The sequence below is a fragment of the Nonomuraea sp. NPDC059023 genome, from assembly GCF_042740095.1.
Lineage (GTDB): Bacteria > Actinomycetota > Actinomycetes > Streptosporangiales > Streptosporangiaceae > Nonomuraea.
This window is the reverse complement of record NZ_JBHYIO010000044.1, coordinates 1-21,036: the sequence shown is the minus strand read 5'-3', so window position 1 is coordinate 21,036 and position 21,036 is coordinate 1. Positions and strand designations below refer to the sequence as shown.

General features: G+C 64.3%; 27 protein-coding genes and 1 tRNA gene. 19 read left to right on the top strand and 9 right to left on the bottom strand.

All coding sequences use genetic code 11. The annotated features are described in order from the left end of the window. Window positions 1-54: 54 nt before the first annotated feature. Complete coding sequence (locus tag ACFWYW_RS48825) at window positions 55-1,530, bottom strand: ISL3 family transposase (protein ID WP_379641310.1); 1,476 nt, start codon at window positions 1,528-1,530, stop codon at window positions 55-57. A 102-nt stretch (window positions 1,531-1,632) separates the two neighbouring features. On the opposite strand from ACFWYW_RS48825, the gene ACFWYW_RS48820 reads away from it, so the two are divergent. Together ACFWYW_RS48820 and ACFWYW_RS48815 are read left to right on the top strand one after the other, a co-directional pair. Beyond that, window positions 1,633-2,778, top strand: coding sequence for a tyrosine-type recombinase/integrase (locus ACFWYW_RS48820; RefSeq protein WP_379627218.1), 1,146 nt, complete (start codon window positions 1,633-1,635; stop codon window positions 2,776-2,778). 184 nt (window positions 2,779-2,962) lie between these two features. Further along, the gene (locus tag ACFWYW_RS48815; RefSeq protein WP_379627220.1) at window positions 2,963-3,646 is read left to right on the top strand and encodes a hypothetical protein; all 684 of its coding nucleotides are present in this window, start codon (window positions 2,963-2,965) and stop codon (window positions 3,644-3,646) included. A 368-nt stretch (window positions 3,647-4,014) separates the two neighbouring features. Here ACFWYW_RS48815 and ACFWYW_RS48810 read toward each other — a convergent pair whose 3' ends face one another. After that, window positions 4,015-4,221 (bottom strand): hypothetical protein, encoded by a 207-nt coding sequence (locus ACFWYW_RS48810; protein ID WP_379627222.1) that lies wholly within the window; start codon window positions 4,219-4,221, stop codon window positions 4,015-4,017. 74 nt (window positions 4,222-4,295) lie between these two features. Between ACFWYW_RS48810 and ACFWYW_RS48805 the strand changes: the two genes are divergently transcribed. Then, window positions 4,296-5,753, top strand: coding sequence for a hypothetical protein (locus ACFWYW_RS48805; RefSeq protein WP_379627224.1), 1,458 nt, complete (start codon window positions 4,296-4,298; stop codon window positions 5,751-5,753). A gap of 230 nt (window positions 5,754-5,983) precedes the next feature. Here the strand turns inward: ACFWYW_RS48805 and ACFWYW_RS48800 are convergent, their stop codons facing one another. Then, window positions 5,984-6,712 (bottom strand): NYN domain-containing protein, encoded by a 729-nt coding sequence (locus tag ACFWYW_RS48800; RefSeq protein WP_379627226.1) that lies wholly within the window; start codon window positions 6,710-6,712, stop codon window positions 5,984-5,986. 796 nt (window positions 6,713-7,508) lie between these two features. Beyond that, window positions 7,509-8,243 carry a helix-turn-helix domain-containing protein gene (locus ACFWYW_RS48795; RefSeq protein WP_379627228.1) on the bottom strand — a complete coding sequence of 245 codons (735 nt, stop codon included), beginning with the start codon at window positions 8,241-8,243 and terminating at the stop codon, window positions 7,509-7,511. Between the two features lie 141 nt (window positions 8,244-8,384). Here ACFWYW_RS48795 and ACFWYW_RS48790 point away from each other — a divergent pair, with 141 nt between their 5' ends. The 6 genes from ACFWYW_RS48790 to ACFWYW_RS48765 all read left to right on the top strand — a co-directional run bounded on the left by ACFWYW_RS48790 (window position 8,385) and on the right by ACFWYW_RS48765 (window position 11,497). Then, window positions 8,385-8,747, top strand: a complete 363-nt coding sequence (locus tag ACFWYW_RS48790; protein WP_379627230.1) for a hypothetical protein — start codon at window positions 8,385-8,387, stop codon at window positions 8,745-8,747. 11 nt (window positions 8,748-8,758) lie between these two features. Further along, window positions 8,759-9,064, top strand: a complete 306-nt coding sequence (locus tag ACFWYW_RS48785; protein ID WP_379627232.1) for a hypothetical protein — start codon at window positions 8,759-8,761, stop codon at window positions 9,062-9,064. A gap of 219 nt (window positions 9,065-9,283) precedes the next feature. Next, entirely contained in the window at window positions 9,284-9,691 is a 408-nt protein-coding gene (locus ACFWYW_RS48780; protein WP_379627234.1) for a hypothetical protein, read from the top strand. 5 nt (window positions 9,692-9,696) lie between these two features. Further along, window positions 9,697-10,170, top strand: a complete 474-nt coding sequence (locus ACFWYW_RS48775; RefSeq protein ID WP_379627236.1) for a GntR family transcriptional regulator — start codon at window positions 9,697-9,699, stop codon at window positions 10,168-10,170. An 87-nt stretch (window positions 10,171-10,257) separates the two neighbouring features. After that, window positions 10,258-10,818, top strand: a complete 561-nt coding sequence (locus ACFWYW_RS48770) for an HD domain-containing protein (protein ID WP_379627238.1) — start codon at window positions 10,258-10,260, stop codon at window positions 10,816-10,818. Between the two features lie 13 nt (window positions 10,819-10,831). Continuing rightward, entirely contained in the window at window positions 10,832-11,497 is a 666-nt protein-coding gene (locus tag ACFWYW_RS48765) for a DUF6000 family protein (protein WP_379627240.1), read from the top strand. Here the strand turns inward: ACFWYW_RS48765 and ACFWYW_RS48760 are convergent. Next, the gene (locus ACFWYW_RS48760; protein WP_379627242.1) at window positions 11,485-11,961 is read right to left on the bottom strand and encodes an NUDIX hydrolase; all 477 of its coding nucleotides are present in this window, start codon (window positions 11,959-11,961) and stop codon (window positions 11,485-11,487) included. The two genes, ACFWYW_RS48765 and ACFWYW_RS48760, sit on opposite strands and share 13 nt — an antisense overlap. A 3-nt stretch (window positions 11,962-11,964) precedes the next feature. Continuing rightward, on the bottom strand, window positions 11,965-12,654 hold the full coding sequence (locus tag ACFWYW_RS48755; protein ID WP_379627244.1) for an XRE family transcriptional regulator: 690 nt from the start codon (window positions 12,652-12,654) through the stop codon (window positions 11,965-11,967). Window positions 12,655-12,854: 200 nt separating this feature from the next. On the opposite strand from ACFWYW_RS48755, the gene ACFWYW_RS48750 reads away from it, so the two are divergent. Both ACFWYW_RS48750 and ACFWYW_RS48745 read left to right on the top strand, forming a co-directional pair. Continuing rightward, window positions 12,855-13,058, top strand: coding sequence for a hypothetical protein (locus tag ACFWYW_RS48750; RefSeq protein ID WP_379627246.1), 204 nt, complete (start codon window positions 12,855-12,857; stop codon window positions 13,056-13,058). Between the two features lie 2 nt (window positions 13,059-13,060). Continuing rightward, window positions 13,061-13,312, top strand: a complete 252-nt coding sequence (locus ACFWYW_RS48745; RefSeq protein WP_379641313.1) for a hypothetical protein — start codon at window positions 13,061-13,063, stop codon at window positions 13,310-13,312. On the opposite strand, the gene ACFWYW_RS48740 is transcribed toward ACFWYW_RS48745, so the two are convergent. Continuing rightward, window positions 13,239-13,571, bottom strand: coding sequence for a GntR family transcriptional regulator (locus ACFWYW_RS48740; protein WP_379627251.1), 333 nt, complete (start codon window positions 13,569-13,571; stop codon window positions 13,239-13,241). The genes ACFWYW_RS48745 and ACFWYW_RS48740 overlap by 74 nt on opposite strands. Window positions 13,572-13,667: 96 nt before the next feature. Between ACFWYW_RS48740 and ACFWYW_RS48735 the strand changes: the two genes are divergently transcribed. From ACFWYW_RS48735 to xerC, 8 genes are all read left to right on the top strand, one after another. Continuing rightward, a complete protein-coding gene (locus ACFWYW_RS48735) occupies window positions 13,668-14,006 on the top strand; it encodes a hypothetical protein (RefSeq protein ID WP_379627253.1) in 339 nt (112 codons plus the stop codon). Then, window positions 13,999-15,321: an FtsK/SpoIIIE domain-containing protein gene (locus ACFWYW_RS48730; protein WP_379627255.1), complete on the top strand. Its 1,323-nt coding sequence runs from the start codon at window positions 13,999-14,001 to the stop codon at window positions 15,319-15,321. The genes ACFWYW_RS48735 and ACFWYW_RS48730 overlap by 8 nt, the downstream gene beginning before the upstream one ends. Window positions 15,322-15,336: 15 nt before the next feature. Next, complete coding sequence (locus ACFWYW_RS48725; protein ID WP_379627257.1) at window positions 15,337-16,026, top strand: DUF2637 domain-containing protein; 690 nt, start codon at window positions 15,337-15,339, stop codon at window positions 16,024-16,026. Further along, a complete protein-coding gene (locus ACFWYW_RS48720; protein ID WP_379627259.1) occupies window positions 16,023-16,349 on the top strand; it encodes a hypothetical protein in 327 nt (108 codons plus the stop codon). Before ACFWYW_RS48725 ends, ACFWYW_RS48720 begins: the two co-directional genes overlap by 4 nt. Then, window positions 16,346-16,471 (top strand): hypothetical protein, encoded by a 126-nt coding sequence (locus ACFWYW_RS48715; protein WP_379641309.1) that lies wholly within the window; start codon window positions 16,346-16,348, stop codon window positions 16,469-16,471. Before ACFWYW_RS48720 ends, ACFWYW_RS48715 begins: the two co-directional genes overlap by 4 nt. Before the next feature lie 99 nt (window positions 16,472-16,570). Continuing rightward, on the top strand, window positions 16,571-17,788 hold the full coding sequence (locus ACFWYW_RS48710) for a replication initiator (RefSeq protein WP_379627261.1): 1,218 nt from the start codon (window positions 16,571-16,573) through the stop codon (window positions 17,786-17,788). After that, window positions 17,785-17,970, top strand: coding sequence for a helix-turn-helix domain-containing protein (locus tag ACFWYW_RS48705; protein ID WP_379627263.1), 186 nt, complete (start codon window positions 17,785-17,787; stop codon window positions 17,968-17,970). Before ACFWYW_RS48710 ends, ACFWYW_RS48705 begins: the two co-directional genes overlap by 4 nt. Further along, on the top strand, window positions 17,970-19,247 hold the full coding sequence (gene xerC / locus ACFWYW_RS48700) for a tyrosine recombinase XerC (protein ID WP_379627265.1): 1,278 nt from the start codon (window positions 17,970-17,972) through the stop codon (window positions 19,245-19,247). The genes ACFWYW_RS48705 and xerC overlap by 1 nt, the downstream gene beginning before the upstream one ends. A 70-nt stretch (window positions 19,248-19,317) precedes the next feature. Here the strand turns inward: xerC and ACFWYW_RS48695 are convergent. Together ACFWYW_RS48695 and ACFWYW_RS48690 are read right to left on the bottom strand one after the other, a co-directional pair. Next, window positions 19,318-19,391, bottom strand: a tRNA-Thr gene (locus ACFWYW_RS48695). Between the two features lie 57 nt (window positions 19,392-19,448). Further along, on the bottom strand, window positions 19,449-20,888 hold the full coding sequence (locus ACFWYW_RS48690) for an alpha/beta hydrolase (protein ID WP_379627267.1): 1,440 nt from the start codon (window positions 20,886-20,888) through the stop codon (window positions 19,449-19,451). Window positions 20,889-21,036 lie beyond the last annotated feature (148 nt).

The window sequence follows — 21,036 nt, the reverse complement described above, 5'->3', positions numbered from 1 at the left end:
ATGGGACTGTACAAAGAACGGCTCTGGCCCGCTTTCGGTGGTGACGGATCGTGGTTAGCCGAGCAGGATGCGGTGGCGAAGGAGCGCGAAGCCGGCTCGCCCGTACATCTGCCTCTTGATCATTTTCGTTTTGGTGTTGACGCCTTCGGTACCGCCGTTGTGGAACGGGAGGGTGAGGGCGGCGTTGATGGCGGCTCGGTCGTAGTCCAGCCCGCGGGTGAAGGCGTGCAGGTGGGGTAGGTCGACCTGACGCGCTTGGTCGATCCAGGCGGTCAGTCGCTGGTCGTTGTCCTGCTTGGGGTCGAGATGACCATGCTCGCGGCAGGCGGCGGTGGCGGTATCCAGCCGCTCGGCGTGGTGGGTCTTGAGCTTGCTCGGTTCGGTGAGGAGGAGGCCGGCCAGGCGCTTGGGCGAGATCGCGGGCCGGTCGCATTCGACGCGGCCTTGGTTGATGTAGCGGTAGAGCAGGTTCTGGCTGCCGGTGTAGCCGAGCTTCTTGATCTCGGCGAGGAGTTGCTGGACCGGGACGGCGGGATCTTCGGCCCGGCGTTGGCGCAGATGGTCGCGGAACGGGTCGACGAGTGTGGGCCGGTATTTCGGCACGCGCACCAGCCGCTCGGGTTCGCTGACCCGGGCGTAGCGCTTGACGGTGTTGAGCGCAAGGCCCAGGCGGCGGGCGCATTCCAGCAGCCCGACACCCTGGTCGAGCAGGGCGTGGACCTGCCGCCAGCGTTCGCGGGTAGTGGCGGTTCGGACGCCTTCTTTCGGCGGCGGGCCGTTCTTGCCCCAGCAGAGCGAGTGCGCGGCGACCTCCTTGACCATGGCTTCAGCCAGGTTGTGCCAGACATGCCAGCGATCACCGACCTGCACCGCGTCAGGCAGGGCCCGGCGGATCGCCTCGGCGTAGGCGCCGCTGCTGTCCCGGCACACCACCCGCACACCGGGATGGGCACGCAGCCACGCCTCCAAGGTGTCGGCCTGACGATCGGCGAGCACATCGATCCGCTCCCGCGTCACCGCATCGATGATCACCGTGGTGTAGCGGTGCCGTTTACGGAGCGCGAAGTCGTCCACCCCGATCACCTCCGGCGTCGGACGGACCGGCAGGGGCAGAGACAGCAGAGACCGGACCGCGGTCTGCCGCGACATCGCGACTCCCAGTACGGCCAGCAGCCGAGACCCCGCTCGCCCGGCCAACTCCCGCACCACCGCCCCCACCTGCGTGGCCAACGCGATCGTGCGGCGCTGATACGGTCCGGCCAGCCCGGGAAGCGGCTCCCGGAACGTCTGCCGCTCACACCCGACCGTCGCGCACCTCAACCGCCGAAACCGTAGCCGCACCAGCACCCGCTGCCCGCCCAACGGCAGATCAGCCAACTGCCGATTCACATAGCCGTGCACCCGCCCGACTGTTCCGCAGCCGGGGCACGCTGCCGGCATGCCCCGGGACGCGACATGCACCACGATCGCCCCGGTTCCGACCTCGGCTTGAACGCTGCCGATGGCCAGGTCGGCCAACTGCGGAAACACCAGCCTCGCAAGATCCTTTACGTCACACCGGCGTCACGCTGACACAGCACGCCGAGATAGCCGTGGACCGACACGAGCTATTACGTTCCGTCACCACCGAAAGTGGGCCAGAGCCGTTCACTGGACAGACCCGAAACTCTTGGCCTGAGCAAGCCCCGGTGGGTCGGCGGTTTCTCCACTGCCGACGAAGCCAAGGAAGCTCGCGATGAAGGACGCGTGCAGGCCCGGCGCGGTGAGTACGTAGACCGTAACGAGATCACCGTCGCCGAGTTCCTCGACATCTGGATCGAGGATCACGCGATGGAGGTCAAGCCGGGCACTCTGGAGGACTACCGCGCGGGTATCCGCCTATACATCACCCTGTTCATCGGCAAGATGCGTCTTCAGGCGGTACGGCCCGCCACGATCACCAAGCTGTACCGTGACCTGCTCACCAAGGGCAGCAAGCACGGCAAGCCGCTGAAAGTTTCCACCGTCACGCACACTCACGCGATCCTCCGCCGCGCGTTCCGCGACGCCGTACTCGTTCACGAGTACATCAGCAGTTCACCGGTCGAGAAAGCCAAGCGCCCCCGCCCCGAGATCAAGCCACCTGGAACGGTCTGGACGGCGGCCCAGCTCCGCACGTTCCTGCGCGTGGCCAAGAAGCACAGGCTCTTCGCCTTCCTCCACCTGGCCGCCTACACCGGCGCCCGTCGTGGCGAACTGCTCAACCTCCGCTGGTCAGATATCGACATGGACGGCAAGCAGATCACCATCAGTGGCTCCGTAGGGGTCGTGGAAGGCGAACGCCTGGAGGGCTCCACTAAGAGCGGACGGACTCGCGTCGTCACCATCGACGACATCACCGTGACCGTCCTCAAGAACCACCAAGAGGCCCAACAAGCCGAGAAAGAGCGCCTCGGTGACGAATGGCAAGGCGAGAACGACGACCACGTATTTCTCACCGCCTGGGGCGGCCCCATCTACCCCACCACCGCCACGAACCTGCCCCGCAAACTCATCGAGGTTCACAACGAGAAGGCCAAGGATAAGCTCCCGCTCATCCGCCTACACGATCTTCGTCACCTTCACGCGACGATGCTGCTCCTGGCCGGCGTCCCCGTGCACGTGGTCGCGGCCCGCCTCGGCCACGCTGACCCCGCGATCACCCTCCGGGTCTACGCCCACGTGATCCGCTCCGCGGAGACCGCCGCCGCCGACATCTTCGCCAAGTTCCTGAACGACGCAGGATCACAGCGCTCTTAGCGACTCGAAAGCCAACGGCCAGGCGTCCAATCTTCTACCTGGGCGCCTGCTCCGACTTGCTGATGGTTCCGGCCAAAGAGGTCATTCCCAGAAGCTGGCTAGCCCCATACTGGGAACCTACCGACATTTGTCGCCGTTCCCCCTTTAGTCCCCATGGGAATCATGGGCCTCAGCGGAGGCATGCTTGCTCGCGGATCTCGGAGACCTCCTGGTCAACTTCTTCATTGCTCTCGGGACTCTCATCTACGTCCCCCTCGCGTTCGTAGGGCAACTGGCCATGTCCGACCTCGCCCTGCCCTTTGGACTCGGACATCTCCCCGTCTGGGGATGCCTACTCGGCGTGGTCATTCTCGGTTGGGGCTCGGCTTGGATCTTGGATCGCCCGATGTCAGAGCGCTTGAACCTGGTCGTGGCGCTAGTCACAGTTGCCGGTCTCGGGTTCGGGGTCTGGCAATGGCGTTCACAGGTGGACCGGGATGAGATGCGCCGACACGCCGACTTCGTCGGCCGCGTGTCCGTGATCACGTACTCCCTACCAGAGGGAATGCAGGTCATGGTTAGAAATGCCAACTCGGCGACTGCACGTGTCCTCTTTCTATCGCTGTCCCCGGCCGGGCAGGTACCTGAAAACTGGGAGATCATCGTCGAGCCGTGCACTCAGCGCACGTTCACGGTCTCACCTCGTACGACATGGGGGTCAATTGTGCGGAAGGGGGGCCATGACTGGCTTCCTGGCTCAGATCCCGTTGTCGCCTCCGACGAAACAATCTTCGGAACCTATGGTGTCAAAGATGCCAACGGCGCCGAGCAGATCCACTATGTCGGCGCGGCCACCCACAGTGCACCGGTCAGCGACTGTGCGGCCTAGTCTCTGCTTCCTGCCCCAGCATTCATGAGATGGCATCTGGCAGCGCCTGTTAGCAAGGGTGTTAGCAAAAGGCCCCCTGTGATCATCACAGGGGGCCTTTGACCTGGAGCCGCCTTCGGGATTCGAACCCGAGACCCCTTCATTACGAGTGAACGGCGGAGGGGTGGCTGAGACGTCGCGGCGCTGGTCAGGCGTGTGAAGGGGTACGTGATGATGAGCCGGCGTCCGGGTGCGTTGCTGTACTTGCGTGCTGTACAGCAGAGGCGAGAACCCCTTCTGCCTCGATGGCAAGTGGACCCGTACCGCAGGGCCGCCAGGCCCGAGGAACGGAAGTCACGCGGCAGCCCGCTCTTCTACCTCTGCCGCCTTCATGAAGTGATCAGGTCGAGCCCGTGGTGGATCGTGAAGTCCTCGAAGTCTTCACTTTCAAGGTCACCAATGGCAACCGGTGTCGGGAACTGTCGTTCGCGTCCGTCGCCGTATTTCGCCACTGTGCAGCAGAGGCGAGAGCCGCACATGCCTTGATGGCAAGTGGCCCCGTACTGGAGAAACCCTAGCCAGACGAACGAAGCCACGCGGCCAGATTCTGGCGATCTGCAGATGCCGCGATTCTCCAGAAATATGCATCCCGAAGGACAATACTGGTGACATGGCCGCCAAGAATCCATCCGAGCAGAAATCGGATCACCCGAAAATGCCCAGGGGGCAGTCCGCAATAGAGTTCATCCTCTGGATTGTTTCCGTAGCCGCAAGTACTACATTTTCTCTAGGGAACACCGCCATTAAGACTTTCGTCGCCTATATCGAGAAAGTAGCTACTCAGTTAAGTGAGCTAGGAGATGCTCAGCGAGACTATATTAATGTCGCATCCCAGAAGCATGCAGAGATAGTTGCCAGCATACTCTTACTTCGCCCCGAAGAGCAAGAACGCATAAAGCCCGCACTTCAAGATGCGACACGCAATATCCTGATCGAGCAATGGCGCACTTCACCATTATCGAGCCCAACCTTGGAGAACAGACCTCAACTACAATATGCTTTAACGGTTGTTCCGCTTACATTCGCAGGACTAATCGGCTTCACAATGATGTTTAATGTCTTTTCGGCAGGCATCCCGTCCGCGGTGGCCGCCATCGGATTGTTTATTGTCGGACTTCTTCTTCACTTAGGCGTTGTCAAGATACTCGGCCGAGTAGTTGCAGCAATCCTTGGAGTGTCTCTATCGGTGTTCATTATGATGGGCTCAGATCCCGAGGGTCCCCCATGGTCACGCACCTGGTTCCTAGATTCTAAGAACATCTTGGATGGCATCGTGGCCTTTTTGGGCGACGCTGCGCCTTGGGCCCACTTCCAGGCGGTCCGCTGGGCTCATGCCGGGGACGCGGCGTCGAAGTTGCTCGTATTTGCCGGTCTTGTTTGGTGGGCCAGCTTAGTCATGCGGCTACTCCTGTGGATTAAGTCGCTGAGCCATCTAGGTCATCCACACCGATCTCAAGTGGCGATTTCCAGTTTTATCTTCAAATTGGCTCAAATCTCCCGCTATTTGGATGCGATGGGCGACTACCAGGCCGGTTCAGTTCAGTATGCAGTGAGCGATCTACGATCTCGACTCGTGGCCGAAATTGAGGAAGCTGCAAGTGGGGTCGAAACTTCATGGTATCGATCACTAAGGACCGGATACGCGACGAACGATAAGGAGCTCCTGCATCTCTCCTTAGGCATCTCGCAAGCTCTGAGGGGCTGGAAGCTAAGACTTACTCTCGGAGGGGTGAAGAATCTTGAGCAAGCACGAGAAGCCTTTTCATTGGCCGTGCTAAATGCTTGTGATGGCGACTGGGAGCTTCTCTCTGTCTCGGAAATTGAAAGGAGTCCGCGCAAATATATGAGGATTGCTAAAGTCTTCCTTCGAATTTCGCTCCTAGCAGCAACAGTGGCTGTTATCGTTATCTCGACACTATATTCGCGAGCGCTTCCCGCGGGACTAGCTGCAACGCTCACCACGACATGTACTGTGATCCTGGTGGCCCAGATGGTTGCGATTCTTGATCCGTCTTCTAAAGGGCGCTATGAGACTGGAATAAAGATAATTGAGCTGGCGAAGAAGTAGGCCTGGCGCATGCTGGTGCAGCAGGGTGGATGGCCGTGTCGCCGGCGCTGGTCAGCGAAAGGGGTAGCATCCAGCTGCAAGGTACGGACATCGTGGCCATGCACGCCTCAATCGAAGATGCCCATCCACCCTCAGCCAGTTTGGCCAACCTGATCTCCGACGTAGTCTCAGCCAGCTGGCTCGGCGCAGGGGGTGAATAGGAGTCTGTGCTTATGGATCAGCGAGGAAACTCACTCTTCAGCACTGTCATCCATAAGAATCTCTACCTTGTGAGAACTCGAAGGCAACTTGAATGCACGCCCGAATCTATCTTCATGCGTAGATGTGAGCTGGTGCAATAATTCCTGGGACCAAGCGATTTTCATATCAACCAGATTGCCTAGCTCGGTGGCGACAGGCGCTCCTGCAGGACAAGCCAAGAATACTTTGATTCCCAATTGCTGGACCGCGCGTACCGCCTCAGCGAGATCCCGATCTCCTGCTATAAGCAGAAAGGTGTCACACGCCTTTTGCTGAGCAAGACGCATCATATCCAGGACTAATAGTGTGTCGACACCCTTTTGTTGGTACAGCCTTTCAGGATGAAAGTGTTTTCTCAATTCCTCGTAGCTGTATCCAGCCTCCTTAACGGCCCTTTTGAGTGCAATCTTATGGTCGAATGGGCGTGCCTCCAGATGCCCCAGTCGCAATTGCAGGCCAGCACACGCTTCCAGTTCGGCAAAACGCACGCGCTGGACCCTGGAGTTCGGATCATCTATATTGTATGCACCGTCGTACCAATAGGCCCGAAGAAACGACATATCCAATCGGTGGGCACATATGCGGAACCATTGAACCAGCTCTTCTCCTTCAAACTTAATTTCGCCAACCGGCTTCTGTAACGCGCCAGCAGCTGACCTGGTCATAAAGCCAGCGTCTATCAGGCCTGCGATTCGCCCTCTCAACTGTGCCTCCTGCATCTAGGATAGGAATCGATTCCTATCAATCTACCGGAGCTCACATGTCCTCACAGCATGAAACTGAGAACTATCCACCATCTGTCCAGCGAGGTGAGGTGGACCCAGCGTTAGCACGACTGATGGCGCTGGTTCACATCGGCACAGAAATGGATATCATCGTCGCTTTCCCCGGAGGCGCATTGGTTGGACGCCTGATCAGTAGCGGAAAGTGGCACAAGCTGTGGCTCGAAGGACTGGAACGTGCGAGCGAAAGTGCGCAACAATCGGCAGCCGTCTTGCGTGCCATAGCCTCAGCGTCCGGCTTGACAACTCCCGAAGGCTCGATCATTGACCACGTCGGCGACTATCTACATCTTTGGGACGCAACGCTCCTAAACGGAGGTAGCAGCCTAAATCCTATGCCATGGCGCGTAAACCTCTCGTCTGTAACTGCGTGGTCGCTCGGTGCCGTTCCACCTGATGATGCCGAAACGTCCAGTGTCTGATTTCCAACGCGGCAGTCTCGACATGAGCGGCGATGGCGGCCACCTACCGATCGGCCATCGTGGGACGCTGCCTCACGCGGCTCCCTCCGAATGCCCTGATCCTCCTCGCCAACTCGGCCGAATGCCGAGTCGCCCTGTTCGATCCATGCACGGTCGATCGTCGAAGCCCACGTATGGAGGTGGCCCCGCGCGTGGTCGGCGCTGGCCGCGACCGGCCGAAGAGCCGCAGCGCGGCCAGCGACCGCCCCGACGCGCGCCGACCGCCGCAGGCGGGCGGCCTTGATAGTCGTAGAGATATTTGGGTTGCAGACTCAACACGTTCTCGGGACGGGGCTCGCTCGGCTCCAGATGCGTTCGAGGCCGGTGAGGTAGACGGCCGTTGTGCCGTGGGGGCCGGCGTGGTGGAGGTGGATGACGGGTGCGTCTGGAGCTTTCGTGCCGTAGGCGTGAGCGTTGACGAAGAGGTTGTCGTCGGCTCGGTAGATCGAGTTGTAGAGGACTGTGCGGTGAAGGCGAATATCCGCGCTCGGTACTTCTTGGAGTGGGCTGAATAGGGTGAGGGCGTTGCGGACGCGGGCGGCCATGACGTCTGCGCCGATTCCCTCGTCGACGCCTCTCGCGGCGACCTCGGTGCTTTCCGGATCGCCGAGGAGGATACGGAGCCCTACACCTCCGCGGCCACGCTCGGCGATCAGGTTCATGAGCCCTGCGTCCTCGGCGAGGAACAGTCCGCTGTAGGTGAGGATGTCGATCCTTCTTGTGGCCGCGGAGAAGAGGTTCCGCCATGCCGCATGTGGAACGGCCCAGCGGTGCGGGTAGACGGCGCGTACCTCGTGATTGATCATCCGGTGAGCGCCGGCGGCTTCCGGCCAGAGGTCGGCTTCGTCGACCTGGAGGCAGTCGGCTACGGCTGCGCGGTGGCGTGGGTAAGGGATGCGGCCGTGTAGCCAGCGGCTGACGGTTTTGGGGTCGACGCCGAGGCGGGATGCGAGGTCGAGCGGTTGCAACCGGGCGTGGGCCATGGCCGCACGCAGGTAGTCATTCACGGGGACGTTCCCTCCCACGCAGCTGGCTCCTACGCGGACGGTAACACAAGACGTCCCTAGACGTCCCGGAGACGCGGTGCCGATGTCGATGGCCGCGAACGAAGCTCGTTCGCACGACATCCGCCACCGAAGGGTCTGATCATGATCGTGACAGATGGAGCTCCCGAGCACGCCGGCCGCCGGGTCCTTCCGCACGACGCCGCCCGGCTCCTCGTTGCTGAGCTCGCCGCCCGAGGCGTTGACGCTGATCTACAGCCGTTCTTCCAGGGCCGGGCGTGGGTGTCACTCTGGGGTGGCCTGCTGGTCAGTTGCGATGGCCTGCTCTTCTCCTGGATCACCGGCGCGAGGGGCGCTACTCCGATCTGGGATTACGCCCCCGCCGACGACCCGAGCACCGCGGCGACCAAGCTCGTCACCCGCTACGACGAGCTTCGGGCCCAGCACCCCACCCATGGCAGTCCCGTGGACGAGGTCGCCAACCTCCGAGCGGCGGTACCGCAGTGACGATCTACCCGATGGTCCCGTTCATCCCGCCGCCCTTGGGATCGGACGACGAGCTCACATCCTGCCCGCCGGTCTGCCTGGGCAACCCCACCGACAGCACGAGCATGCATCGATGTGAAGCAACCCACTGGTGCGGCCTGCGCCACTGTCTCAACCAGTGCGGCGACATCATCTGCGACACCTGCTTCCCCGCGCTGCCGTTCGAGCTCCACCTCCGCGCCAAAGGGCACCTGAAGCCGCCCAATTCCCAGATCTACGCACCCTTCCCCGGCTACGCCGTCTCGCCTGCCAAGCGTGGCTCAGCCGCAGCGCCGTAGCCGGGGAACACGCACGCCTACCCCTTGCTGCGGGAGGAACGTGCGCACCCCCGCTTCGGTCGCTCCCTCCCCGAAGCGGGGGCGATTCCGCGGCTCTGCGGCGGTCGCTCACCCCCTGGCAAGGCCCAAGCCAGGGGTCAGGTGGGGTCTCCGGGTACCGCCTCGCACTCCATCCGGAGGCCCCATCAGCCGCTCCAGAAACGCCGAGATCGGATCCCCATGGACATCTACGCAACACAGCGAGAGCTGATGTTCCCCGACATCGAATCGGCCACCTTCCCGGACGTCTGGTACAGCGACGACTGGCAGGGCCACATCAGGTTCCTGCTCCGCACGGGAGTGACCCACCGCGAAGTCAACGCCGCTCTGATCATGCTCAAGATCCCCACCATCCCAGATGCCGCCTGGGACAGGGCCAAGGCCGAGACGCTCCTCCGCATCCCCACAAGCCCAGCCCAGAACGCGCACGACCCCTGGCACTCGCCCGAATCGCAGCACAAGATCCGAACCTGGGCCGACGAAGGCGCCACCCTCGAAGAGGCGAACGTGTTCCTCCGCTACCAAACCACGCTCCCGCCGATTCCCCCGGACACCTGGGACGCGGCCCTCACCGACCCGAACCCATAGCGTCGATGCCCACCGCCGACGACGACCGGCCATGGCTGACCGGCAAGCGCGTCTTCCCCCAGCTCGCCGCCCGCCTGCGGAGCCGGATCACCACGGGCGTCTACCCGGTGGACAGCGTCCTGCCGTCCGAGGCTGAGCTGGGCCGCGAGTTTCGGGTCGCGCGCAATACGGTACGGCGCGGCCTGGCGATCCTGGAGGACGAGGGCCTGATCGTCACGGTCCCCTCCAAGGGCCGCGTGGTGACCGGCGGCCAAGCCGAGAGCATGTCCTACCGCTACGAGGTCATCGCCGGCGACCTGCGGGACGCGATCAAGCGGGGTGAGCTGGCTGAGGTGCCCAGCGAACTCACCCTCCGGCGCCGGTACTCGGCGTCGCGCAACACGGTACGGCGTGCGCTGGCCGTACTGGAGCAAGAGGGTCTTATCCACGCACTCCAAGGAAGGGGGCGATTCATCCGGCCCAAGTCCGATGATCAGTGATTCCCAGAGGGGTCAGGTGAGACGTCCCGGGACGTCTCACCTTCTCCTCTAGCCCGAGGCCGGGGTCTACTGCCTATCGTGAACCGCGTGGGACAAGTTGCCTGGGCCTATGACCTGGCCAAACGATTGCTGGAAGAGCCCTTGCCTCGCAGATGGGCACACACGCAAGGCGTCGGCAAGCGCGCCGAGACCCTCGCCCCGATCCTGGGCGCCGACGCGGACACCCTCGTGGCCGCGGCCTACCTCCACGACATCGGATACTCTCCACAGCTTGTGGACACCGGCTTCCACCCCCTCGACGGCGCCCGATATCTGCGTGATGTCCACCAGGCCGACGAGACACTGTGCCGACTGGTCGCCCACCACTCCTGCGCCGTGAACGAGGCCCTTGAGCGCTCCCTGTACGACGCGCTCATCAGCGAGTTCGACAAGGAACGTCCACGTTTGATGGACGCCCTGACTTACAGCGACATGACCACGGGACCGGACGGCCAGCACCTTAACGTTGAGGAACGCCTCGCCGAGATTCACTCACGCTACGGCCCCGATCACCTCGTCAGCCGGTCGATCACTGCTTCGACACCATGCATCACGGCTGCTGTCCGAGCCGTAGAGGCTGCCATGGCTTCAAATCCGGACGGCGTCTGACCATGATGGGTTCATGCCATTTCGCGACGTGTCGTTCAGACAGTCGCGTATGGTCCGGCGCTATGTAGCGACCGGTCGGGGCAGTGTCCGGCGGTACTTGCAGCTCATGGGCATGTTCATGCTCATGCCGGATCGGAAGCTACTCCGCTTCGGGCGCTCACTGGCCAGGGACGCCCGCCGGGTCTCCGACGATGAGCTGGAGTTCCTCCTGGATTTCGAATGGCGGTCCAAGTACACCGCTGCATGGCTGATCAGCCTTGACCGGCGGACGCAGTTTCGCGACCGTCTGGGCGAACTGCTCCTTGAGAGCCAGTACGTGTACGCGGGAAACGCCTACTGTCTCGCATTGGCCCGCTTCGGGGAGGAGCGCGATGCCGAGATTCTCGTCAGTTACCTGGAGCGCTACCTCCCGCGGGTGGAATGCATGTACGACCAAGACGACGCGATGGGCGCGCTGCTCCACCTCGATGAGCGGCTCGGTACCGACCATGCGGCACAGTTCCTCCAGCCTGGAGGGCTATGGGAAGGATCCGCGGTGTCCCATCTGGATCCGGCCGAGCAGAAGATGCAGACAGACGAGTACGTGGCTTTCGCCGAAGCCTGCATGGCTCGTGAGATCGATCAATGGCTGCCACGGCGGCGCCGGTTCATGGACGAACAGACCGGTCACCCGATGTAAGGATGCCCGGCGCCGGACAGGAAGTGCTCAATCCGCATCCGCATCGACCGGTCCATGGGCAGCGCCAACACCTGATCACGCGGCACCCACCGAACCTCGCGCGACTCGTCACTCGGCGTGGGCGTCCCGCTGACAGCCCGGCCGGTGAGCACGAGGGAGAACTCCTGCCGTGCCTCACCATTCGAGGTGTAGAGGATCACATGCCGCGGATCACTGTAAGTCCCCGAGATCCCGGTGATCTCGCAGGTGATCCCGGTCTCCTCCAGCGTCTCCCTGATCGCGGCGTGCGGGATCGACTCTCCAAGGTCAATGGCCCCACCAGGGACGGCCCAGTTGTCGTTGTCGCTGCGCCGGATCATCAACAGCGCACCTTCGGCATTGGTCACCATGACGTTCACGGACGGCACCAGGCTGTTGGCCGCGGGCGCGTCGGGGTCGTCGAAGTAGTCGATCCGCGTAGCCATGGGTCAGGACTCTAGCGGGGCCGCCCCGTCCCACGTCTTCTCGAAACTCCCCAGGTACAGCCCCACCATGTCCCCACCGGCCACCCGACGCAGATGCAGGACGGGCGCGTCGCCGGCGGGCTGGCCGTACGCGTGGGTGTTGACGAGAAGCTGATCGTCGCCGCGGAAGATCGAGTTGTACAGCACCGTCCGATGCAGCCGGATCTCAGCGCCGTCCGGGACCAGCGTGCGGAAGTAGGTGATGGCCTGCTTGCACCGATCGCGCATGGCGTCGCCGATGTTCTCATCGATCCCGCGCTGGGCGACCTCGGCGCTCTCCGGCTCACCCAGCAAGATCCGAACCCGGACCCCGGCCCGCGCCCTCTCGCCCAGCAACCGCATCAGCCCCTTGTCGTCATGGATGAACGTCCCGCTGAAAACCAGGATCCCGATCTCCTGGGACGCCTTCTCGAAGAGATGTCCCCAAGCGTCCCTCGGTACGGCCCAGCGGTGCGGATACACGGTGATGATCTCGCTCTCGGAAGCCGAGGCGACCTGCTCCCGCGTGAGCGCCTTCGGCCAGAGATAGCTCTCATCCGCTCCGAGGTAAGAAGCCGCAGCGTAACGATGCTTCCGATAGGGCTCGCGGTCTTTGGTGACCCACCGTTCCACGGTTTTGGGATCGACCTGAATCGCCTCGGCCAGATCACCCACGCCCACACCCTTGGCCAGCAAAGCCGCCCGCAGTCGCTCGTTCGCCATCTCACCTGCCCGCATGGGGGACGTCCGGGGACCTGGCCATCGTAAGCGGGACGTCTTGAACATGTCCCGTCGTGTAGTGATCCCGTCCTGGTTCCCGGGCGCATTCTCAGGTTGCACAAGCCCCAAGGCCCACAACCCAAGGAGGAATGCCCATGAACCAGACCCCCATCCCCCTGCTGGACGAGACCCCGTCCTGCGAATGCGGCGCCGCCCTCCTGCAGGGTCAGGCCCGCTGCTCGAAGTGCCTGCGCCGCGAACGCTGGCAGCGCAAGCACACCGCCCGCCAACGCCGTACCCGGCAGCGCAACGAAACCCGTCGTCCCCCGCGCAACCCCCGCAACCACAAGGAGGCATGACCATGCACTGGATCCCGCTCATCATCGCCGCGATCATCGGCATCTCGATCGTGTACGGCTTCGCCGTCCTGGTCATCAGCATCCGCCGCGAAGACAAGGCCATGAGCCTGCGCCAGAAGCCGGCGACCTCGTTCAACTGGATGACCCGCATGGTGACGGGTTGCCACACCCGCGACGGCTCTAGCTCCGGAGCTCCTTCTCTACCCGAGCGAGACGTTCCGATAGCTGTCGCACCGCACTACGCAACTCGCTGACCTCGGCCGCCAAATCGACGGCCGGCGCCTCGGCCAGATCCCGGACGTAAACGCCCTTCCCCTGCTGCCCGATCACGAGCCCCTCGTTGCGCAGCAGCCCGACCGCCATCTTCACCACGGACAACGAAGCGTCGTACCGCTCCGAAAGCTGCGCCGTAGACGGCAACGGAGCCCCGGGCGCAAGCGAACCACCGCGAATCTGCTCCCGCAGATCATCGGCGATCTGTAGATATCCCGGCCGCCCGGTGTGCTTGACCATCGCCCCAATCTCACCACACCAAGTCACCCACGCCAACGTTGACAACCGAGCCAACTAGGTTAACTATGTTGGCTACGACGGATAAGGAGATACCGAATGCGCACCATCCCGATCCCCGTAGACACCACCCGCCTGACCTTCACCTGCGCCAAAGCACCCCGCCCCCGCCTCGTCAGCAAGGACACCGGCCAGATCAAGACCGACAAGGAAGGCAACACGCTCTACGAAACGATCCTCATGGCAGAGGACACCCTCGGCCGCCTCGAACTCGTCAAGGTCAACACCACCGGCGAACCCGCCATCACCCAAGGCCAAGACGTCACCCCGCACGGCCTGCTCGGCTACGTCTGGGAAATCGCCCAGGGCGGCCAGACCCGCTGGGGCATCAGCTACAAGGCCGCCGAGATCGTCCCCATCGAGGCCACCCATGCCTGACACCTTCACCCTCACCCTGATCGCCATCTCGGCAGCAACCGGCACCCTGTGGGCCTGGCGAGCCCTCCACCCCCGCTCCTTCTGGTGGATCATCGGCTACCCACTCACCGCCCTGAACGTCCGACTCACCTGGCGCCGCGTAGCCCTCGGCTGCGGCCTCACGAAGAAGCGCCAACAGTGGTGGTTCACCACCGTCCCCGGCGCCATCGCCTCCACCGGCATCGTCAAGGTCAAGCGCCGTTTCCAACGCGTCGCCGTAGACACCAAACCGTTCATGTGGCTTCCCCTCCCGACGCGGTACGGCTGGCGCGTCACCCTCCACACGCTGGAGGGGCAGACGCCGACCGACTACAGCGAGGCCGCAGAAGCGTTAGCCCACTCCTGGGGCGTCCATGCGGTCCGCGTCTCCTCACCCCGCCCCGGCCGCATCCGCCTCCACGTCACCCGGAACGACCCCCTGACCACAATCGCCCAGCTCCCAGCAGCATCAGACCTGCTGAAGGTCACCGTCGGCCGCCTGGAAACCGGCGACCCCTGGGTGATCGACTTCCGCACCGTTCCCCACTGGATGAACGCCGGCGCCACCCAGTCCGGCAAATCCAACCTCGCCAACGCCCTCATCGTCGGCCTCGCCCCGCAACCCGTCGCCCTGGTCGGCTTCGACCTGAAAGGCGGCGTCGAGTTCACCCCCTACGAGAGGCGCCTGTCCGCCCTGGCCACCAACCGCGCCGCATCCACCGACCTACTCACCGACCTCATCGCCCTGATGATCGAACGTATGGGCCAATGCCGTGCGGCCAGCGCCCGCAACATCTGGCAACTCCCCGAGACAGACCGCCCCATCCCCATCGTGATCCTCATAGACGAGCTCGCGGAGCTCTACTTGATGGCCGACAAGGCGGAGAAGAACGAGATCGCCACCACCTCGACAGCCCTCCTGCGCATAGCCCAGCTCGGCCGCGCCTTCGGCCTCTACCTGTTCTGCTGCGGCCAACGCATCGGCTCCGACCTAGGCCCCGGCGTAACTGCCCTGAGAGCCCAGTGCTCCGGCCGCATCTGCCACCGCGTCAACGACCCCGAAACCGCCACGATGACCCTCGGCGACCTCGACCCCGCCGCCCTCGTCTCGGCCCGAGCCATCCCCGCCGACCAACCCGGCGTCGCCATAGTCGCCGGCCAAGACGGCCGCTGGTACCGCGCCCGCTCCTTCCACATCCCCGAGCAAGCCGCCGAAGAAGCCGCCAACCGCCACGCCCACCGAACCCCCACCTGGGTCGACCTCACCACCGACCAACCCACCCCCATCAACGCCTGAAAGGAGGGTGCAACGATGCGACGCTTCGCCAGTTGGCTCCTCGACACCGGCCCCATCGTCGTCCTAGCTGCCATCGCCGGCGCCGGATCGTTCACCCACATTCGCGCCACCGCCACCGACCACGGCCAAACCGGCTGGATGTCCTGGGCCATCGCCATCTGCGTAGACCTCACCTGCGTCATGGCCGCCCGCGAACGCCACCACGACAAACGCTCAGGACGTGTACGGCACGGCCTCGCCTCCTGGCCCACCCTCGTCCTGACCGGCGGCATCGTCCTGAGCCTGGCCGCCAACCTCCAGCAAGCCGTCCCAACCCCCTGGGGCTGGATCACCGCCGCCACCCCGGCCGCCGCATTCCTCATCGCCGTCTCGATGCTCGAACGCCGCGCCAACTCCCACCCGACCGCGGCCGCGGAAGAAACCCCAGCTCCCACCAGCGAACTAGCCCTCGTCCCGGACGAACCGGCCCGCTCCTCGCCCGAGGAACCCGCCGTCCTCACGCCCCAGGACGGTCAGGACGAAGCTTCAGGACCGTCCCCGCAGCTACTCGACTACGCCCGCCGCGCCGCCGACGAACACCAGACCCGCCACGGCAAACCCATCACCCGCGACGCCCTCCGCGCCCGCCTGGGCGTCTCCAACCAGCTCGCCTCCGACCTGCTCCGCGCCCTGCGGACACTCCGACCAGAAGGGAGCCCCCCATGACCACCGACCACCGCACCGAAGTGATCAACGGCCTGATCAACCTGGCCGCCTTCCTGAAGGCCAACCCGGCTCTCCCCGTCAGCCACGGCGACATGTCCATCCGGTACTTCCCACGCCAGGACACCGACGCCGCCGCGTTCGCCGAGATCGACCAGATCGCCGCCCAGCTCGGCACCGAAGCAACCGCAGACGCCACCCCGCGCGAGCACTACCGCACCATGGTGGCCTTCGGACCGGTCGCCTACGAAGCGGTCGCCATCCCCGCCGCCAGCATGGCCCGCTACCGCGCCGAATCCAGCTACCACGACTGCGTCGACCCGTGACGGCCGACGAGGACCTACCGGTGATCCACTACCGCTGCTGCACCTGCAACGGCACCGGCCTCACAGAAGACGCCAGATGCCGAGACTGCGACGGCACCGGCATCGACAACCACGGCGCCTAACCAGCGCAGCGCCCCCGGCCTGGCCGCACATCCGCCAAGACACACGCCAGGTCGGGAGCCATCCCTCCACCCGAGAACGAGCGAAAGGAGGACACCATCTTGCCCGCAACCACCATCAACCTGCACAAGAAAGCGGGGATGATCGCCCGACTCAACCACCCGAAATACGCCCGCTGGGCAACCCAAATCCGCAACACGAACGGCTGCCGCAACCCCATCCACCTGCGCGGCCACATCACCCACCACGACGCGAGCGGCGTCGTCACCCGCCGCTACACAACCACCCACGAACCAGACGGCGTCCTACGCATCCCCTGCAAAACCCGCCGCGCCACCCGCTGCCCCGCCTGCGCCGAAACCTACCGGCAAGACACCTACCACCTCATCCGCGCCGGCCTCATCGGCGGCAAAGGCGTCCCCGAATCGGTCCGCACCCATCCGACCCTGTTCATCACCCTGACCGCCCCCAGCTTCGGCCTCGTCCATGCCCACAGGGCGCGAGCCGGACGCATCCTGCCCTGTCGCCCCCGCCGCAACACACCGACCTGCCAACACGGCAACGCGCTGTCCTGCACCGTCCGCCACAAGGCCACTGAGCAGCGCCTTGGCCGCCCTCTATGCCCGGAGTGCTACGACTACGCAGGCACCGTCCTGTTCAACGGCGTTGCCCCGCTGCTGTGGAAACGGCTCATCAACGCCACCCGCCGCCGCCTCGACCCCGGCGTCATGCTCTCCTTCGCCAAAGTCGCCGAGTACCAGCGCCGCGGCGTCGTCCACTTCCACGCCATCCTCCGCCTGGACGGCTCCACTGGACCGGCAACGCCTCCCCCACCCTGGGCAACCACCGAGACCCTGGCGCAAGCCGTACAAGAAGCCGCAACCACAGTCACGGCAACGGTTTCCGGCAGAACTCTGCGATGGGGCACCCAACTCGACATCCGCGCGGTAACCGAGCACGCCGCGTCCTACGTCGCCAAATACGCCACCAAGGCGGCCGAATGCGTCGGCGTCCTCGACCAGCGCATCAGTCCCCTCACGGACCTGACTGCGCTCCCCATTCCCGGCCACGCCCGCCGCCTTATCGCCGCCTGCCTCGACCTCGGCATGACCCACTGGGCCCACATGCTCGGCTTCGGCGGTCACTTCTCCACCCGATCCCGCCACTACGGCCCCACCCTGGGCGCCCTCCGCACCGCCCGCCAGGACCACGTCAAGCAAGAGGGTCATACGGTCGCCCACTGGCAATACGCCGGCCGCGGCCACTCCGCCAGTGACGCACTCCTGGCCGCCGCACTCACCCCGGACGGCCCCCGATGACCGGCGACGCCATGCTCACCGTCCCCGACGCCATGGCCCTCCTGCAGGTCAGCCGCTGGACCCTCTACAACCTCATCCGCTCCGGCGAACTGGAGTCCGTCCTCGTCGCCCGCCGCTGTCGGCGCATCCCCACGTCCGCCCTCAACTCCTACATCAACCGACTGAGAGAGGAGGCCGCGTAATGCCAACTAAAACCGCCCTCGCCACCCCGGAAGAGCCCAAGCGCCGTCGCACCCGAGCAAACAAGGAAGGCTCGATCTTCCCCTACAAGAACCAGTGGGCCGGCTACGTCTGGGTCACTACCCCGGACGGCGATAGGACCCGCAAATGGGTCTACGGAAAGACCCGCGAGGAAACCCACGAGAAGTGGCTCAAACTCCACGAGCAAGCCGCCAAAGGCCCGGTCGCCACCAAGCACGAGACCATGACGACGTACCTCAACCGCTGGCTCAAGGAGGTCATCAAGCCCAACCTCGAACCCACCACATACGCCGCCTACGAAGCTCTCGTACGGCTCTACATGATCCCCGGCATCGGCAAGATCCGACTCGACAAGCTCACCGTCCGCGACGTCCAAAGCTGGCTCAACAAGCTCCCCACGCTCTGTACGTGCTGCGCCCAAAAGAAGGACCACAACCGCCCGGAGGACGAGCAACGATGCTGCGCAATAGGCGAGTGCTGCAAGAGCACCCCTTCCCGCGGCACCCTAGCCAGCATCCGCCGCATCCTCCGCTCAGCCGTCTCCAACGCCATCCGCGAAGAACTCATCTCCAAGAACGTCGTCAGCCTCACCCTTCTACCGAACCCCAGCAAGTTCCCCAAGAAGGAGCGCAAACGCGGCGCCTGGAGCGTAGACGAGGCCCGCCGCTTCCTCGAACACCTCCGCAAGGTCCAAGAGCCCCTGTACGCCGCCTACGTCCTAGTGCTGCTCCTGGGCCTACGCCGTGGCGAAGTGCTCGGCCTCACGTGGGACAGCGTGGACTACGAGACCGAAGAACTGAGCATCAGTCACCAACTCACCCGCGTCCACGGCCAGCTCCTTCACCGCGACAACACCAAGACAGAAGACTCATCCACCTCGCTCCCGCTGATTGGCCTCTGCGTCACAGCCCTGAAAGATCGCGAGCAGATCCAAGCTCAAGCCCACAAGGCCGCCGGCAAGAGGTGGCACAAGAGCGACCTCGTCTTCACCACGAGGTACGGCACGCCCATCGAACCCCGAAACTTCAACCGATCCTTCGACATGCACTGCCGAAACGCCGACGTCCCACGCATCCGCGTCCACGACACCCGGAGAACCTGCGCCTCCCTATTGGCCGCCCTGGACGTCCACCCCCGAGTGGCCATGCGCATCCTCCGCCACTCCCAGATAGCGGTCACCATGAACGTCTACACCCAGGTCCCCTCCCCGGAGACCCGCAAGGCCCTAAAGCGCCTGAACAAACGCCTGACCTCGTAGCTGTAAATCCAAGCTGTACAAGATCGAAAAAGGCCCCCCGCGATCATCGCGAGGGGCCTTTCACCTGCGGAGCCGCCTTCGGGATTCGAACCCGAGACCCCTTCATTACGAGTGAAGTGCTCTGGCCGACTGAGCTAAGGCGGCACTGCCGTACAGCGTGATGAAGTCTACAGGAGGCGTGGCACTTCTCGCTCCCGTCGATCAGCAGCGGGTGCCGTCGGCGGGGGTGGTGCGGGTGATGAGGTAGTGGTCCACGTGGGTGTCGATGCAGGTGGAGCCGCTGCCGTAGGCGGTGTGGCCGTCGCCTTCGTAGGTGAGGAGGGTGCCGGATTCGAGTTGGTCGGCTAGGGATTGTGACCAGTGGTACGGGGTTGCGGGGTCGCGGCGGGTGCCGAGGACCAGGATGGGGGCGGCGCCGGGGGCGCGCAGGGTTGCGGGGGGCTCGGGGGCTGAGGGCCAGAAGGCGCAGGGGAGGATGCTCCACATGACGTAGGAGCCGAAGACCGGGGCGGCTTTTGCGGCGGTTGTGGCGGCTTGGGCCAGGGCTGAGGTGCCGGGTGGGGTGGGGGTGTCGGCGCAGGTTATGGCCATTCCGGATTCGGTCTGGTTGGAGTAGGTGCCGTCGTCGGCGCGGCCTACCAACTGGTCTGCAGAGGACAGGAGCAGGGTGCCGTTGCCCTTCTGGGCTTCGGACAGGGATTCGGACAGGGCTGGCCAGGTGTTCCGGTCGTAGAGCGGGGTCAGGGCTCCCAGGGTTGCCAGGGCTTCTGTTACTGGGCGGCCGGTTTCGCTGGTCAAGGGGGCTTTGTCGGTACGGCGGAGCAGGTCTGACATCTCAACCAAGGCGTGTTCTGGGGTCTTTGAGGTGAGGGGGCAGGATCGGGAGGTCAGGCAGTCCTTGGCGTAGGCGCGGAAGGCGGTTTCGAAGCCCTTGGCCTGGTCGAGGTTGAGGCGTTGGCGGGTGATCGCCGGGTTCATGGCGCCGTCGAGGACCAGGGCGCGTACCTTGCCGGGGAACAGGTGGGCGTATGTCGCTCCCAGGAGGGTTCCGTATGACTTGCCGAGGTAGGTGAGCTTTTCGTCGCCCAAGGCGGCTCGGAGGAGGTCCATGTCCCGGGCGGCGTTCGTGGTGCTGACGTGCGGGAGGAGCTTCGCGGAGCTTGCCTGGCAGGCCTTGGCGAAGTCCTTCGAGGCCTGTTCCAGGGCGGATTGCTCGGGTTGGGTGTCGGGAGTGCTGTCCAGGGCGATGAACGCGGACAGCTGATCGTCGGTGAGGCATTTGATGGGGGTTGATGCGCCTACGCCTCTGGGGTCGAAGCCGACGATGTCGAACCGGGCGCGGATGTCCTGGCTGAGCATGGCGGGGGCGGCGCGGGCGTAGTCGATGCCGGAGCCGCCGGGGCCGCCCGGGTTGATCAGCAGGGAACCGATGCGGTCGCCGGTGGCGGGGAGGCGGATCACGCTGATCTGGATGTGTTCGCCGTCAGGCTGGGCGTGATCCAGGGGGACGCGGAGGCGGGCGCACTCGAAGTCGTCACCGCAGCCGGACCAGACCAGGGTCGCGGGGGGCCGGGCGCTCGCGCAGCCGGAGGTCAGCAGGATCAGGGCGGCTAGGAGGGCTCGGCACCACACTGTCGCCATGCTACGCCGAGTAGAAGGCGACCACGGGGTGCCTTGCGCGAACCACTTCTAGGTGTACTGACCACGGAGGTTAGGTACAGGGGTTGATCGGTTTGGCATAAGGAAGGGCTTCCGGGTTCGGTGTGGATTGCGAGATCTGCACCGTGAA

What these genes read in the sequence shown, in the direction of transcription:
- ACFWYW_RS48805 (WP_379627224.1), top strand. Translation starts at nt 4,296, where the DNA reads ATGGCCGCCAAGAATCCATCCGAGCAGAAATCGGATCACCCGAAAATG.
- ACFWYW_RS48800 (WP_379627226.1), bottom strand. Translation starts at nt 6,712, where the DNA reads ATGCAGGAGGCACAGTTGAGAGGGCGAATCGCAGGCCTGATAGACGCT.
- ACFWYW_RS48790 (WP_379627230.1), top strand. Translation starts at nt 8,385, where the DNA reads ATGATCGTGACAGATGGAGCTCCCGAGCACGCCGGCCGCCGGGTCCTT.
- ACFWYW_RS48785 (WP_379627232.1), top strand. Translation starts at nt 8,759, where the DNA reads ATGGTCCCGTTCATCCCGCCGCCCTTGGGATCGGACGACGAGCTCACA.
- ACFWYW_RS48780 (WP_379627234.1), top strand. Translation starts at nt 9,284, where the DNA reads ATGGACATCTACGCAACACAGCGAGAGCTGATGTTCCCCGACATCGAA.
- ACFWYW_RS48775 (WP_379627236.1), top strand. Translation starts at nt 9,697, where the DNA reads ATGCCCACCGCCGACGACGACCGGCCATGGCTGACCGGCAAGCGCGTC.
- ACFWYW_RS48765 (WP_379627240.1), top strand. Translation starts at nt 10,832, where the DNA reads ATGCCATTTCGCGACGTGTCGTTCAGACAGTCGCGTATGGTCCGGCGC.
- ACFWYW_RS48760 (WP_379627242.1), bottom strand. Translation starts at nt 11,961, where the DNA reads ATGGCTACGCGGATCGACTACTTCGACGACCCCGACGCGCCCGCGGCC.
- ACFWYW_RS48750 (WP_379627246.1), top strand. Translation starts at nt 12,855, where the DNA reads ATGAACCAGACCCCCATCCCCCTGCTGGACGAGACCCCGTCCTGCGAA.
- ACFWYW_RS48745 (WP_379641313.1), top strand. Translation starts at nt 13,061, where the DNA reads ATGCACTGGATCCCGCTCATCATCGCCGCGATCATCGGCATCTCGATC.
- ACFWYW_RS48740 (WP_379627251.1), bottom strand. Translation starts at nt 13,571, where the DNA reads ATGGTCAAGCACACCGGGCGGCCGGGATATCTACAGATCGCCGATGAT.
- ACFWYW_RS48735 (WP_379627253.1), top strand. Translation starts at nt 13,668, where the DNA reads ATGCGCACCATCCCGATCCCCGTAGACACCACCCGCCTGACCTTCACC.
- ACFWYW_RS48730 (WP_379627255.1), top strand. Translation starts at nt 13,999, where the DNA reads ATGCCTGACACCTTCACCCTCACCCTGATCGCCATCTCGGCAGCAACC.
- ACFWYW_RS48725 (WP_379627257.1), top strand. Translation starts at nt 15,337, where the DNA reads ATGCGACGCTTCGCCAGTTGGCTCCTCGACACCGGCCCCATCGTCGTC.
- ACFWYW_RS48720 (WP_379627259.1), top strand. Translation starts at nt 16,023, where the DNA reads ATGACCACCGACCACCGCACCGAAGTGATCAACGGCCTGATCAACCTG.
- ACFWYW_RS48705 (WP_379627263.1), top strand. Translation starts at nt 17,785, where the DNA reads ATGACCGGCGACGCCATGCTCACCGTCCCCGACGCCATGGCCCTCCTG.
- xerC (WP_379627265.1), top strand. Translation starts at nt 17,970, where the DNA reads ATGCCAACTAAAACCGCCCTCGCCACCCCGGAAGAGCCCAAGCGCCGT.
- ACFWYW_RS48690 (WP_379627267.1), bottom strand. Translation starts at nt 20,888, where the DNA reads ATGGCGACAGTGTGGTGCCGAGCCCTCCTAGCCGCCCTGATCCTGCTG.